Origin of the sequence: Ralstonia sp. RRA (assembly GCF_037023145.1) — a bacterium.
In the GTDB taxonomy this organism is placed as follows: Bacteria; Pseudomonadota; Gammaproteobacteria; order Burkholderiales; family Burkholderiaceae; genus Ralstonia.
Map to the genome: position 1 here is coordinate 589,657 of NZ_CP146091.1, position 14,098 is coordinate 603,754.

Annotated in this window: 14 protein-coding genes; 5 read left to right on the forward strand and 9 right to left on the reverse strand. The window is 65.3% G+C overall.

Annotation, left to right across the window (positions count from 1 at the left end):
* Nucleotides 1–14: 14 nt before the first annotated feature.
* Together V6657_RS02865 and V6657_RS02870 are read left to right on the forward strand one after the other, a co-directional pair.
* Complete coding sequence (locus V6657_RS02865; RefSeq protein WP_171017959.1) at nucleotides 15–380, forward strand: hypothetical protein; 366 nt, start codon at nucleotides 15–17, stop codon at nucleotides 378–380.
* A 90-nt stretch (nucleotides 381–470) separates the two neighbouring features.
* Nucleotides 471–2,675: a TonB-dependent receptor gene (locus tag V6657_RS02870; protein ID WP_048934130.1), complete on the forward strand. Its 2,205-nt coding sequence runs from the start codon at nucleotides 471–473 to the stop codon at nucleotides 2,673–2,675.
* A gap of 38 nt (nucleotides 2,676–2,713) precedes the next feature.
* Here V6657_RS02870 and V6657_RS02875 read toward each other — a convergent pair whose 3' ends face one another.
* Both V6657_RS02875 and V6657_RS02880 read right to left on the reverse strand, forming a co-directional pair.
* A complete protein-coding gene (locus V6657_RS02875; RefSeq protein ID WP_048934131.1) occupies nucleotides 2,714–3,349 on the reverse strand; it encodes a hypothetical protein in 636 nt (211 codons plus the stop codon).
* A 117-nt stretch (nucleotides 3,350–3,466) separates the two neighbouring features.
* A complete protein-coding gene (locus V6657_RS02880) occupies nucleotides 3,467–3,661 on the reverse strand; it encodes a hypothetical protein (RefSeq protein WP_048934132.1) in 195 nt (64 codons plus the stop codon).
* Nucleotides 3,662–3,815: 154 nt separating this feature from the next.
* Between V6657_RS02880 and V6657_RS02885 the strand changes: the two genes are divergently transcribed.
* The gene (locus tag V6657_RS02885) at nucleotides 3,816–4,025 is read left to right on the forward strand and encodes a hypothetical protein (protein ID WP_048934133.1); all 210 of its coding nucleotides are present in this window, start codon (nucleotides 3,816–3,818) and stop codon (nucleotides 4,023–4,025) included.
* Here the strand turns inward: V6657_RS02885 and V6657_RS02890 are convergent.
* Entirely contained in the window at nucleotides 4,022–4,390 is a 369-nt protein-coding gene (locus tag V6657_RS02890) for a hypothetical protein (protein WP_053166387.1), read from the reverse strand. The two genes, V6657_RS02885 and V6657_RS02890, sit on opposite strands and share 4 nt — an antisense overlap.
* 194 nt (nucleotides 4,391–4,584) lie before the next feature.
* On the opposite strand from V6657_RS02890, the gene V6657_RS02895 reads away from it, so the two are divergent.
* Nucleotides 4,585–6,048 (forward strand): PLP-dependent aminotransferase family protein, encoded by a 1,464-nt coding sequence (locus V6657_RS02895; protein WP_048934134.1) that lies wholly within the window; start codon nucleotides 4,585–4,587, stop codon nucleotides 6,046–6,048.
* A gap of 11 nt (nucleotides 6,049–6,059) precedes the next feature.
* On the opposite strand, the gene V6657_RS02900 is transcribed toward V6657_RS02895, so the two are convergent.
* The 6 genes from V6657_RS02900 to V6657_RS02925 form a co-directional block, all read right to left on the reverse strand.
* On the reverse strand, nucleotides 6,060–6,701 hold the full coding sequence (locus V6657_RS02900) for an ABC-type transport auxiliary lipoprotein family protein (RefSeq protein WP_048934135.1): 642 nt from the start codon (nucleotides 6,699–6,701) through the stop codon (nucleotides 6,060–6,062).
* Nucleotides 6,698–8,341 (reverse strand): MlaD family protein, encoded by a 1,644-nt coding sequence (locus tag V6657_RS02905; protein ID WP_048934136.1) that lies wholly within the window; start codon nucleotides 8,339–8,341, stop codon nucleotides 6,698–6,700. Before V6657_RS02905 ends, V6657_RS02900 begins: the two co-directional genes overlap by 4 nt.
* Nucleotides 8,338–9,045: a paraquat-inducible protein A gene (locus V6657_RS02910; RefSeq protein WP_048934137.1), complete on the reverse strand. Its 708-nt coding sequence runs from the start codon at nucleotides 9,043–9,045 to the stop codon at nucleotides 8,338–8,340. The genes V6657_RS02905 and V6657_RS02910 overlap by 4 nt, the downstream gene beginning before the upstream one ends.
* A complete protein-coding gene (locus V6657_RS02915) occupies nucleotides 9,042–9,866 on the reverse strand; it encodes a paraquat-inducible protein A (RefSeq protein ID WP_048934190.1) in 825 nt (274 codons plus the stop codon). The genes V6657_RS02910 and V6657_RS02915 overlap by 4 nt, the downstream gene beginning before the upstream one ends.
* 194 nt (nucleotides 9,867–10,060) lie before the next feature.
* Nucleotides 10,061–10,933 (reverse strand): S-formylglutathione hydrolase, encoded by an 873-nt coding sequence (fghA, locus tag V6657_RS02920; protein ID WP_048934138.1) that lies wholly within the window; start codon nucleotides 10,931–10,933, stop codon nucleotides 10,061–10,063.
* An 18-nt stretch (nucleotides 10,934–10,951) separates the two neighbouring features.
* Nucleotides 10,952–12,058 carry an S-(hydroxymethyl)glutathione dehydrogenase/class III alcohol dehydrogenase gene (locus V6657_RS02925; protein ID WP_048934139.1) on the reverse strand — a complete coding sequence of 369 codons (1,107 nt, stop codon included), beginning with the start codon at nucleotides 12,056–12,058 and terminating at the stop codon, nucleotides 10,952–10,954.
* Between the two features lie 233 nt (nucleotides 12,059–12,291).
* On the opposite strand from V6657_RS02925, the gene V6657_RS02930 reads away from it, so the two are divergent.
* A complete protein-coding gene (locus V6657_RS02930) occupies nucleotides 12,292–14,094 on the forward strand; it encodes a methyl-accepting chemotaxis protein (RefSeq protein WP_048934191.1) in 1,803 nt (600 codons plus the stop codon).
* Nucleotides 14,095–14,098: the final 4 nt, after the last annotated feature.

A 14,098-nucleotide genomic window follows, 5' to 3' on the forward strand; every position in this document is an offset into this window, starting at 1 on the left:
CTGCTCCTCAAACCGTGCGCGCTTTCCGCTCCTCCTTCTCGCATTTGCGCTGGCTGGCTTGCCTGCTGGCTGCGCTGCTGCTGTTTGGTCAGCAGGGCGCGCTGCGGCATGCGCTTTCGCACTGGGGTGAAGAGACACCGCTTGAGCTGAGCGTCACGGCCAACTCGGCCGGTGCCGAGCGCAGCAACCAGCCCGCGCAGGAACACGCTGCCTGTCTGCAGTGCGCCGCCTTTGCTGCGCTTGCTGCGGCGTTGCCGGCCCTGCTGCTATTGCGCTTGCGCAGCACGCGGCGCTGGCACTTCCCGCATGTTGGCTTTCGCGCCGCGGCGCCGGTGTTTCCGGTGGCCGTCTGTTCGCGCGATCCACCGTTCTGCCTTTGATTCCCGATTTGCCTGTCGGCCTGCGCGCTATTGTGTTGATGCATGCGCGGGCCGCTGTTTGACGCATTCGCTCGATTCAAAGGTCTTTCCATGATTCCGTTCCAGCCTGCCAAGCTGGTGGTGGCGCTTGCCGCCGTGCTGCCATCCTTCGCCTCCGTTTCCGCTCTGGCTCAAGAAGCCACGACACAAACACCTCCGGCCAAGAGCCCCGCCACCAACGCCGCGCCTGCCACGTCAGCGGCACCTGCCGCCAACGTGCGCGATCTCAGCGAAACCCGCGTCACCGCCAAGCGCCTGGATGCGGCACGCAATGCGCTGTCGCCGGATACCGGCAGCTCCGTCTACAAGTTTGATACCGACGACATCGCCCGCCTGCCCCTGGGCGATGCCACCCCGCTGAACCAAGTGCTGCTGCAGGCGCCGGGCGTGGTGCAGGATTCGTTCGGCCAACTGCACGTGCGGGGGGACCACTCCAACCTGCAATACCGCATCAACGGGGTGATCATCCCCGAGCCGATCAGCGGGTTTGGGCAGATGCTCGACACGCGTTTCGCCAACCAGATCAACGTGCTGACCGGCGCGCTGCCGGCGCAGTACGGCTATCGCACCGCAGGCGTGGTCGACATCACCACGAAGGGCGCCGCCAGCGACGAAGACGGCGAGCCCAAGGCCTTCAGCGGGGAGATCGGCACCGTGCTCGGCAGCAATGCCACGCACGAGGTCAACGCCCAGATCCAGGGCCAGAAAGACCGCTTCAGCTATTACCTGAGCGGCGTGTTTGCCGAGAACAACCTCGGCATCGAGAACCCCACCGGCAACCGCAACGCCACGCACGACCACACCACGCAGAACAAGTCGTTCGGCATGCTCTCGTACCTGCTCGACAACGACAGCCGCGTGAGCTTCATGTTCGGCACGTCCAACGGACGTTTCCAGATTCCGACGCGCCCGGGGCTGACGCCACAGTTCACGCTCGACGGCGCCGTGCCGCCGGCTTCGGAAGCGCTCAACGCCAATCAGCGCGAGAAGACCGACTTCCAGATCCTGACGTATCAGCAGAAGGTGTCGCCCAAGCTGGACTACCAGGTGTCGGTGTTCCGCCGCTCCAGCCGGATCGACTACACGCCCGATCCGATCGGGGATCTCGTCTACAAAGGCGTGGCGGCCGATATCACGCGCCGCAACGATGCCTACGGCCTGCAGGGCGACGCCAGCTACAAGCTCAATGACAAGCACACGCTGCGTGCCGGCGTGTTCGTGCAGCGAGAGCGCTTTGGCACCGACAACACCTCCAGCGTGTTTCCTGCGGACGACACCGGCGCGCAGACCAGCGGCACGCCGTTCACCATCGTCGACAACCACAGCGGCACCGGCACGACGATGGGCGTCTACCTGCAGGACGAGTGGAAGCCGACCGACAAGCTCACCGTCAACTACGGCGCGCGCTACGACCACGTCAACACCATCGTCAGCGAGCAGCAGTTGAGCCCGCGCCTGGGCCTGACCTATGACCTGACGCCGCGCACCCGCGTGCATGCCGGTTACGCGCGCTACTTCACGCCGCCGCCGACCGAGAAGTTTGATAGCACCTCGGTGGCGAGCTTCCTCGGTACGACTAATGCGCTGCCCTCGGACGCCAACACGGCCGTCAAGTCGGAACGCTCGAACTACTTTGACCTGGGTGTCTCGCATCAGCTGACGCCGCACCTCACGGTGGGTCTGGATGCGTACTACCGCGATGTGCGCCATCTGCAGGATGAAGGCCAGTTCGGCAATGCGCTGCTGTTCTCCGCGTTCAACTACGAGCGCGGTCGCATCTATGGGTTGGAGGGTAGCGCCAACTACCGCGAGGGCAACTTCGGCGCGTATCTGAACGTGGGTATCTCGCGCGCGCAGGGCAAGGGTATTGAGACGGGCCAGTTCAACTTTGGCGCTGACGAACTCGCCTACATCAACAGCCATTGGGTCAACCTGGACCACGACCAGCGTGTGGCGGCTTCCGCCGGCGTGTCGTACAAGTACGCCGGCACAACCTACATGGCGGATGCGCTGTTTGGCACCGGCCTGCGTCGAGGCTTTGTCAACTCCGACCACCTGCCGGCCTACTGGCAGATGAACCTGGGCGCGGCGCGCGACTTCAGCTTGCCGACGCTCGGCAAGTTCAAGACGCGCCTGACGGTGCTGAACATCTTCGACCGCAGCTACCAGTTGCGCGACGGCACGGGGATTGGCGTGGGCGCGCCGCAGTTTGCGCCGCGCCGCACGTTCCTGCTGTCGGTCAGCAAGCCGTTCTAAGCAAAAAGGGCCGGGCATCAGCGCCGGCCCTTTCTTCATCACATCGGCGGGACCATTCCGTCCTTGCCAACCAGCACGCGTTGCGCGGTCAACGCGCCTTGCGCATCAGCACGCACGAACAACACCACGTGCGCACCGGCTGTCAGCTCATCAGGCCGGCCCGGTTCGAAGGTGACGATCGGCACCTCGGGCGGCACCACGATGCGCTGCTCCCCATCCTTGTACTTGACCGACAGCGTGCGGCCCTGCGCGCCTGTCATGGCGCCGGCCTGTTCGACCGTGCCGTTGGTCATGGAGCTGTTCGGGCCCAGGTCATATGGGCGGTGGCCATCACCCGTGCCGCGCATGGCTTCGGGAAACACGTGCACCTCCAGCGCACGCAAGGTGCCGTCGGGTTGCTTCACGGCGGCCGTGCCGATATAGCTGCCGGCCTTGATGGCAGACGGCTCGATCGGCGCGACTTCCGTGACGGTCACTTCAGCGGGCAGGGTGACGGTGGCTTGGTTCCCCGTTTTGTCGGTCACGTCGATCATGTTGCCGTGCGTGGCGATGATGGTTGCGCGCACACGGGTGGGCGGTGCGCTGTCGGCGGCGAAGGCGGTTTGCGTGAAGAGCGAGGCGGCGGCGATGGCCAGTGCGGCGAAGGTGCCGGCTGCGGGAGACAGGCGTGGCATGGCGGTTTCCAGTGGAGGAGCCCTAAGCGTGGGCGGGGATGGACGCGAGTCCGAGCGCCAGTGTAGGGCGCAGCCGGCGCATGCGCTGGCGGCACTTGATTACAGATGATTAGCCGGCTAGCCGCGCCGTTGTCCAGGGACGCCCTTGCCCTTATTGGTCGGGCGGCTGCGACGCATGTTCTCTGACCAGTCGGTGCCGCCGGTGGGCGAGCGCAATGGCACGTGGCGCTCGCCATGTGACGCGTGTACGGGCGTGTTGCTGGGATCGGTGGGGTGCTGATCTGCGTGGTTGTCGTGGTTGGGGTGTGCCATCTTGAGTCTCCGCTGCATGCCGCGCTGGCGGCGCGATATCCACGGTGCAGCAAGGCGGATGCCTGCACGGCAAGGCGGTTCGTGCCGTGCCTGCGTGGTACGCCGGTTGCGTCGCTGTGGTGGAGCGGCATGCCATGCCAGCAGGAGTCCGACGATGAAGCAGCAGAAGCACCCTTCGCAACCCAAGCCCGGCGCCGAGCGTCAGTCGCGCGACGACCGCGACGACCGAGTCAAACCGAATCGCCCCGTTTTGCCCAGCGAGAGCGCGGTCGGTGAGGAAGACCCGGGAGATTTCGAGAACGCATCCATCCGCCGGGATGACGGCCATCGCAACCCCGACCCCGCACCGTCGCGTGAGCGCTAGGCGCGTCCGCGCCGTGTCTGCTGTCGCCCGCCGAGCAGCGCCAGCCAGCGGTGCAGTGGTGCGAGCAGTGCCCGCCGATAAGGTGTTGCGGCCGGCACGAGCACGCGCAGTTGTGCGCCGCCTGGCCGGTCCGCATACAAGCCCCACCAGCCGGAAGCCTCCAGCGCATATGCGTGGCCCTCCGTGAAAGTCTGGCGGATCCGGTACGCCTCGCCGGCCAGCCAGCGCGGCGGGTATTCCAACGTGATGCTGCCCGCCAGGACCACTACGATGGTGCCGGCGGGCAACCATTCGAGGCGGGATTCACCGCGTAGTAACGCAGGCCATTCGGTGTGGAGCGGGGTGTCGGGGGTGCTGGCAGTCATGTCGATCTCCTGTACATGACTGCAGACTAAGCATGCGCCCCAGGCCGTAACAGACACAGAAAGCGCTGCTTGCACCACAACAGCACCGGCGTTGTGCCCATCTGTTACGGTACAGTTTTGCGTTGTCTGTATCTGTTGCGGTGACGTCCTTGCCTGCATGATCTGCGGGAGACTCTCACCGTCGTCCGCCTGTCATGACCGTCACCGAGTTGACCTCTTCGCCTGCGCAGCCTCTCTACCGGATGCTGGCTGATCATTACCTGGGCGCGATTCGCAGCGGGGTGCTGATGCCGGGCGAACGCATGCCGTCGGTGCGCACGCTCATGCGTACACATGGGGTGAGCCTGTCAACGGCGCTGCAGGTGTGTCGGCACCTCGAAGCCGAGGGCTGGCTGGAAGCGCGCGAGCGCTCGGGCTATTTCGTGCGGCAACCGCGTCGCGCCTTGCTGGCGCCGGTGAAGGAGCCGGAGGTGGCCACGCCTGACCCGGCTGCCTACGTGGGCGTGCACGCGCGCGTGTCGGCCATCGTGGCGCGTGGCCAGCAGGCCAATGCGCGCGTCGATCTGTCGGGGGCGAGTGGGGCACCGGCGCTGTATCCGTCGGCCGCACTCAACCGGATCGCCACGCAGGTGCTGCGCAGGCATCCGTTCCTGCTCACGCAGGCCGTCATGCCCAATGGGCACCCGGAACTGCAGATCGCCGTGGCGCGCCGCGCGCTCGACATGGGGATGCAGATTGCACCGGACGATGTGGTTGTCACGCACGGCTGCATCGAAGCGGTGAACCTCGCGTTGCGCGCGGTGGCGCAGCCAGGTGACACGGTGGCGGTGGAGTCGCCCACGTACTACGGTTTGCTGCAAGTGCTGGAGAGCCTGGGCATGCGCGCGGTGGAGATTCCCACCAGCCCGCGCACTGGCATGTCGCTCGAAGCGCTGGAGATGGCGGTGCAGGCGTACGACAACATCCGCGCGGTGGTGGTGGTACCCAACCTGCAGAATCCGCTGGGCAGCATCATGCCCGACGCGGCCAAGCGCCGCATGGTGGCCTTCTGCGAGCAGCACAACATCGCCCTGATTGAAGACGACACCTATACCCCGCTGGCCGACAGCAACACGCCGCTCAAGGCAATCAAGGCGTGGGACCGCACGGGCAACGTGATCTACTGCGCCTCATTGAGCAAGACGGTGGCACCCGGCCTGCGTCTGGGCTGGATGACCGCTGGGCGTTGGCAGGAGCGCGTGCAGATGCTGAAGTTTGCGCAGTCGCGGCCGAACGATTCGTTGATGCAGGTGGTGGCCGGGCGCTTTATCGCCTCGGGGGCGTATGACCGCCATATCCGCACGCTGCGTCAGACCTTGCGCGAGCAGCGCGAGCGCATGGCGGAGTCGATTGCCGAGTGTTTCCCGGCCGGCACGCGGTTGTCGGTGCCGTCGGGCGGGCTGGCGATGTGGGTGGAGTTGCCGACCAACGTTTCGTCAGTGGCCTTGTTTGATGCAGCGCTCAAGCACAGCATCCGCATTGCACCGGGGACGATGTTCTCGAACCTGAACCGCTTCGATCATTTCTTCCGCATCTGCTTTGGGCTGGAGCCCTCGGCCAACCTGGAGACTGCGTTGGCCACGCTGGGCGAGCTGACGCGGCAACTCACCGAAGCGTAGTCGAGGCGCAACTACCGGCACCAGGCCGGCATGGCTGCGTGCGACTCCAGACCCTGCACGCTCTGTGCGATCTGTTGCGACCACTGCTGCACCAACTGCTGGGTCGATGCCACCACGGCATCGACACCCGCGCTGGCCGGCACCGTCAACGTGTTCTGGCAGGTGAGGGCAGTGGCGGAGCTCTGCGCCTGCGTTGCCGCATCGCGCGTCACGCGCCAGGTCACCAGCGCGGCTACGTTCTGGCCGGGGCGCGCATCGTAGCTGCGCATGTCTGCAGCAATGCGATAGAGCGGCACGCCCGCAGGCGCTACGCCGCCCCCCGCATCCACCGCCGACAGCGCGCCGGCCAGATTGGCCGACAGCGCATCACGCAGTTCCGAGCCGAACGGCGCCGCCCAGCGTTGCTGCTCCAGCGCCTGCACCTCGCTGTCAGACGTGCGCAGCACGATCTGTGGCTTGTCCAGACGATCCGGCACGCGCACGCCCGACAGGCGGAAGGCGCGCAGGAAGCGTGCATCAGGCGCGGGGGCCTCGTTGCGCGGCGACAGCGTATGCAACGTCGGCTCGGGCGAGGCGCACGCCGCCACCAGTGCGGCAGCGACAACCGCGCCGGCCAATCGAAGAGAAGACGACAGCATCGACGTTTGCATCATTGCGCATCCTTTGCCTTGCCCCGGATCAGCGCTTCGGGGTGGGTTTGCAGGTAATCGGTCAGTACGCGCACCGAGGCGGCGGCTTTGGCAACCTGATCCAGCGTGTCGCGCGCGTTGCGTTGCAGCGGCGCATCGTCAGAGAAGGTCTGCCGTGCGGTTTCCAGCGTGCGGCGTGCCTCGGCCAGCGTTTCCTTCATCTGCGGAGCCAGGTCGCTGTTGACGGTCTTGGCCAGTTGCTCGGTCTGCTTGAGCGTGGCGTCCAGCGTGCCTAGCGCGCGATGCATGTCCTGGCCGATCTGCTCGAACGGCACCTTGTTGAGCTTCTTGGCGATGCCGGCGAGTTGTGCCTCGATGTCGTCGGTCGGGTTGTCGGCGGTCGGGAAGACGTAGGCGCCATCGCGATCGCGCATGCCGAAGCGCGGCGGCGTCTTTTCGCGATCGCCCGGGTCGACAAAGTCGAGTTGCACAAATTGCTGGCCGGTCAGCAAGCTGGCGTTTTTCAACTGCGCGCGCATGCCGTTCTTGATGAGTACGTCGAACTGTGTGCGCACATCCTCGACCGCGTGTTGCGGGTTGTCGTCGCGAATGTCCATGCCAAAGCGCGTCGGGTACAGCGTGGCAGTGACGGGCAGCACGAAATCATGGCGCTTCTTGCTGTAGTGGATGCCGATCGATTTGATCTCGCCCACGTTGATGCCCTTGAACTCCACCGGTGCGCCCACTGTCAGCCCGCGCAGAGAGCGGTGGAAGTACATCACCACCGTTTGTGAAATGTGCTCCGGATCCTTGAGCGCCGTGGCTTCGTTGCGCACGAGCTGATACTCGGTGTTGGGCGTGGCCGGCTCATGGTCGGCCTCTTCCGGTGTCTGGAAGGCAATGCCGCCCAGCGCGACGGTCAGCAAGGATTGCGTGTCGAGCTTCAGACCGTTGGCGTCGAGTTTGAGGTCGATCCCGCTGGCGTTCCAGAAACGTGTGCCACGTGTGACGAACTTATCGAACGGCGCATTCACGAAGACATGTAGCGTCACGCCCTTGCCGTCGATATCGATGTCGTAGCTGGTGACCTGTCCTACACGCACGCGGCGGAAGTACACCGGCGAACCGATATCGAGCGAGCCGAGATCTGGCGCATGCAGCGTGAATTGCTTGCCAGGGGTGTCGGCGTAGATGGCGGGCGGCGTGTCCAGCCCCTTGAACGCGGATTTCCTGTTGTGGGAGCGCCCGCCGTCCACGCCGATATAGGCGCCTGAGAGCAGCGTGCCCAGCCCCGAGACGCTGCCGGCCGCAACACGTGGGCGTACGACCCAGAAGCGCGCGTCGGAGACAGCGAAGGCCTTGCCGTCATGAGTGAGTTCGATCAGGGCAACGGCGCCGGAGCGATCGTCCGTCAGCCCGATGGACTTCACGACGCCAATGTCGACGCTCTTGTATTTCACGCGCGTCTTGCCCGCTTCGATACCCTCGGCCGAACTGAACGTGACCGTGATCTGCGCACCGCGCGCCAGGATCACGCGCGCCATGAGCGTGCCGCCCACCACGAGTGCAACGATGGGCACCAGCCAGATCAGCGACGGCAGCCAGCGCTTGCGTTTCATACGGCGCGGCGGGGGGACGTTGTCTTTATCAATAGGGTCGGTCATGCATCGGTCTCGTCGGGATCGGGCTCGTCGACGGCGTCCCAGATCAGGCGGGGGTCAAAACAGCGGGCGGCGAACATGGTCAGCACCACCACGGCGGCGAATGGCCCGACACCGGGCCCAGGCTTGATGACGGCCAGCGTGGACAGGTGCACCAGCCCTGCCAGCAACGCCACCACGAATACGTCGAGCATCGACCAGCGGCCAACCGCTTCGACAATCACATACAGGCGCGTGCGAAAGCGCGGGTTCCAGCGCCAGCGCTGCTGCACCGACAGGCACAGCACCGCCAGGATGCCCAGCTTGGCCAGCGGCACGAAAAAGCTGGCGATGAACACGATGATGGCCAGGTGCCACGAGCCCGACATCCACAGATAGACGATGCCGCTCATGATGGTGTCCTGCTGCGTGCCGACCAGCGTGTCGGTAATCATCACGGGCAGCATATTGGCCGGCAGGTACATGGCCATGGCGGCAATCAACAGCGCCCAGCAGCGCATCAGGCTGTCGGGTTTGCGTGCGTGCATGGGTGACAGGCAGCGCGGGCAGACCGGCGCGGCAGCGTGCTCGGGCGCGTCGTCGTGCGTGAGCGCAGCGTGGGCGGCGGTTTGTGCGCCGGGCATGCGTGCGAGCAAGCCACAACGCTCGCACGTGGCGAGGCCGTGTGCCGCAGCCCGGATTGGGCGAGCGGGAGTGGTGGTGCTCATGCGTGTCCCTCGCCGTCGGTTGCTTCACCGGGGCGGGCAGCCGCATCCATGCCGGTGGGCGCATCGACCTGCGTGCCCGGCTGGAGCGTCATGCCGATCTCGCGCCAGAACGGGCGTAGGTCGATCGACAGCGCAATCGTCATGAATACCGTCAGCGCACCAAACGCCCACAGGCCTGCATCGGCCTGCAGCGACACCATGTGCGCCACCTTGATGAGCGCCACCACCACGCCCAGCATGAAGATCTCGATCATGGCCCAGGGCCGGATCAACGCCGCCGCGCGCAGCGCCAGCGCCGCAGCCGGATGTTGCCGCCCGCGCAGTCGTGCAATCAGCAGCGGTGCCAGCACGGCCATGTACAGCAGCGGGAACAGCAGCGTGGTCAGGCCTACCAGTACAGCCGCAAACACCATGTTGTAGTTGTACAGCGCTTCAACGGCGCCCCACAGCGTGGTGGTGTTGCGGTTGCCGCCGCCGTTGAGCTCGGCAATCGGGAAGCTGTTGGCGACGAAGTAGACGATCAGCCCCGTCACGATCAACGGCAGCAGTACAGAGAGCCGCTCGCTCTGATTGCGATACAGCTTGACGCCGCAGCGCGTGCAGCGCGCCTCTTCATCCAGCGCGATCACCTCGTGGCGATGCAGCGTGTCGCAGTGCTCGCAGGCGATCCACGCGTCGGGATCCCCGGGCAGCGGCTGTGCGACCTGGGCGGCAGATGTGGTGGAAGGGGCGCCCGATGCGTCGTCCGGCGTCAGCCCGGGCAGGGCTGCGCGCCACGACTGCGGCAGCGGGAAGGGGAATTTCACGTCGAACAACTCCATCGTCTGGCCGGCGAGCAGGCCGTTATGCAACGTATGCGCCACATAATAAAGCGCAGCCGTATGCCGGATCAGGTTGGGGGTGATTATACATACAGGCTTGAATGTATAAGCCCCCGCACCTTGGGTTCGCATTTTGACGGTGGAAACAGTGCAAGAATCCCGCCATCCACATTGTTTGAAGGTTGTCTTCTTGATTAAGCGCCGGCGCCCAGTTGGGCTGCGTGATGCGCCAGGTGGTCTTCGATCAGAGATGCGATGAAGTAGTAGCCGTGGTCGTAGCCGGGGTGGCGGCGTAGTTGCAGCGGTTGTCCGGCGGCGGCGCACGCGGCGGCAAAGTCGTCGGGATAGAGCTGCTCGGCGAGGAATTTGTCGGCTTCGCCCTGATCGATAAGGATGCCGCCAGGGAACGGGCACTGCGCCTGCCGCATCAGCAACGTGGCGTCGTGCGCGGCCCACGCGGCGTGGTCATCGCCGAGATACCCAGTGAATGCCTTGATGCCCCACGGGCACACAGATGGATGCGCAATCGGCGCGAACGCCGAGACCGAGGCGAAGCGCTCCCGATGTCGTAACGCCAGCGTCAGCGCGCCGTGGCCGCCCATCGAGTGCCCGAAGATACCGAGGCGCCCAGCGGCCACCGGAAACGCCACCCGCGCGATGTGATGCAGCTCCTCGGCGATGTAGCTCTCCATGCGGTAGTGCTCGCGCCAGGGCGCCTGGGTAGCGTCCAGGTAGAAGCCGGCACCGACGCCGAAATCCCAGCTGTCCGTTTCGCCGGGCACGTTGGCGCCGCGTGGGCTGGTGTCGGGCGCGATCAGGATAAGGCCCTCGCGCGCCGCCACGCGCTGTGCACCGGCCTTGATGGCGAAGGTCTCTTCCGTGCAGGTCAGGCCCGCCAGGAAGAACAGCGCGGGGCATTTCTCGCCGGCCAGCGCCTGCGGCGGCAGGTAGACCGAAAAGCGCATCGGCAGCCCAATCGCCGTCGAGGCATGCCGATAGAAACGCTGCACGCCACCAAAGCAGGCGTGCTCGGAGATCAACTCAAGTGCGGGCACGGGGAGGGTCATCGCGTGGCTCTCCAATCCTCAGTACAGAACGACAGACCGGATCGACTCGCCGCGCTTCATCAGGTCGAAGCCCTCATTGATGCGCTCCAGCGGCAGCGTGTGCGTGATCAGGTCGTCGATGTTGAGCTTGCCCTCCATGTACCAGTCGACGATCTTCGGCACATCCGTGCGGCCGCGTGCGCCGCCAAAGGCCGAGCCCTTCCACTCACGGCCGGTGACGAGCTGGAACGGGCGCGTGCTGATTTCCGCGCCGGCTTCCGCCACGCCGATGATGATCGACTGGCCCCAGCCCTTGTGCGTGCACTCCAGCGCCTGACGCATGACCTGCGTGTTGCCGATGCATTCGAACGAGTAGTCCGCACCGCCATCGGTGAGCTGGATGATGTGGTCGACCACGTTGTCGACGTCCTTCGGGTTGATGAAGTGCGTCATGCCGAATTTGCGCGCCATCGCTTCACGCCCGGGGTTCAGGTCCACACCGATGATCTTGTCCGCGCCGACCATCTTGGCGCCCTGGATCACGTTCAGCCCGATGCCGCCCAGGCCGAACACCACCACGTTGGCGCCGGCTTCCACCTTGGCCGTGTAGACCACCGCGCCCACGCCCGTGGTGACGCCGCAGCCGATGTAGCAGACCTTGTCGAACGGCGCGTCCGGGCGGATTTTGGCCAGTGCAATCTCCGGCACCACGATGTGGTTGGCAAACGTGGACGTGCCCATGTAATGGAACAGCGGCTTGCCGTCGAGCGAGAAGCGCGACGTGCCGTCCGGCATCAGCCCTTTGCCCTGCGTGGCGCGAATCGCCTGGCACAGGTTGGTCTTGCGCGACAGGCAGAACTTGCATTGGCGGCATTCGGGCGTGTAGAGCGGAATCACATGGTCACCCGCCTTCAGCGACGTCACGCCTGCGCCCACCTCCAGCACCACGCCCGCGCCTTCATGGCCGAGGATGGCCGGGAAGATGCCTTCCGGATCGGCACCCGAGAGCGTGTAGTAATCGGTATGGCAGATGCCGGTGGCCTTGATCTCGACCAGCACCTCGCCGGCGCGCGGGCCCTGCAGGTCGACTTCTTCCACGGTGAGCGGGGCACCGGCTTTCCAGGCGATGGCGGCTTTGGTTTTCATGTGGACTCCTTTTGGTAGTGGGCGTGCGGCTCGGCAACCCGGCTTGATGCAAGACGCGCGATTGTAGAGCGTTGCCTGCCGCGGCAATGTGTCAGGTGCATAACAGGCGTCAGATCAGGCTTCAGATTTCCTTTCGACGGCCGTTTCTTGAGCGACGGCACGGCTGACAGGGCCATGTGCTGCTTGCCTTACATGGCGGAACCGCCGCCATGGGCTTCGTAGGAAACCATACCGTGCTTGCTTCCATTCGTACCCGCATTTTGCTGACCTGCGTTGCCATCGTGGTCGGCGCACTGACTTTCGCTGGTGGCCTCAACTATCTCGTCACCCGCTCGTACAACGACGAGTCGATCCGCCAGAACCTGCAATCCGTGGCCCGTGGCCATATCGCCGGCATTGACGACTGGATTGCTGCCAAAACGCAGATGATGTCGTCGCTGCAGGACGTGGCGCTGTCGGCAGACCCGATTACCGTATTCAAGGCCGTGCATCAGGCCGGCGGCTTCATCAACGTGTATGTCGGCTACCCCGACAAGACGTACAAGTTCTCGAACCCCGAAGGCATTCCGCCCACCTACGACCCGACCGCGCGCCCCTGGTACAAGCAGGCCGCCGACGCAGGCAAGCCGGTGGTGACGCCGCCGTACGTGAGCGCAAGCACCGGCCAGCTGGTGGTGACGTTCGCGGTGCCCATCCTGCGCGATGGCGGCCTCAAGGGCGTGATTGGCGGCGACGTGGCCATGGACAGCGTGATCGCCAACGTCAAGGCGATCCACCCGACGCAGGCCAGCTTCGGCTTCCTCGTCAACGCAGCCGGCAAGATCGTTGCGCACCCCGATGACAAGCTCACGCTCAAGCCCGCGACCGACCTGTCGGCCGGCCTGAACGAAGCCACGCTTGGCCTCCTGGCGCAAGCCACCAAGCCGGTGGAAGTGGATGTGAACGGCGCGACCAAGCTGCTCTACCGCCAAGGCGTGAAAGGCACCGACTGGGGCCTGGTGGTGGCACTGGACAAGTCCGATGCCACGGCCGGCATGCGCTCGCTGGTCATGACCTCGATTGGCGCGCTGGTGGCTGTGGCCGTGGTGGCCGCGCTGATCGTCGGCGCAATGACTGCGCGTGCGTTCCGCCGCCTCTCGTTGATCCGTGACGCAATGGACGACATCGGCTCGGGCAGTGGTGACCTCACCAAGCGCCTGCCGTCGGACGGCGAAGATGAAGTCGCGCAGATCGCCCGCTCGTTCAACACCTTTGCCGACAAGCTCACGGCAGTGATGCAGCAGATCCGCCTGGGCAGCGATTCGGTGCGCTCCGCCGCGCAGGAGATTGCTGCCGGCAATGCCGACCTGTCGCAGCGCACGGAAGAGCAGGCCAGCTCGCTGGAAGAAACCGCATCGAGCATGGAAGAGCTCACGAGCATCGTGAAGCAAAACGCCGACAATGCACGTCAAGCGAGCCAACTCGCCGTGACGGCGTCGGACGTTGCCACGCGCGGCGGCAATGTGGTCGGCCAGGTCGTGCAGACCATGGGCGGCATCAACGAGAGCAGCAAGAAGATTGCCGACATCATCGGCGTGATCGAAAGCATCGCGTTCCAGACCAACATCCTGGCGTTGAACGCTGCGGTGGAAGCCGCCCGCGCGGGTGAACAAGGCCGCGGCTTTGCCGTGGTGGCCAGCGAAGTGCGCAGTCTCGCGCAGCGCTCAGCCGGTGCGGCCAAGGAGATCAAGGCGCTGATCAGCGACTCGGTGGATCGTGTTTCCAACGGCACGGCGCTGGTCGATCAGGCCGGTGTGACGATGGCCGAGATCGTCGACGCGGTGAAGCGCGTGACCGACATCATGGGCGAGATCTCGTCCGCGTCGGAAGAGCAGAGCAGCGGCATCGAGCAGGTCAACCAGGCCGTCAACCAGATGGACCAGGTGACCCAGCAGAATGCGGCGCTCGTCGAGCAAGCTGCCGCTGCGGCGGAATCGCTCGAGGAACAGGCCCACAACCTCAACGAGGCCGTGGGGCAGTTCCGTCTGTCGCATTGAGCCT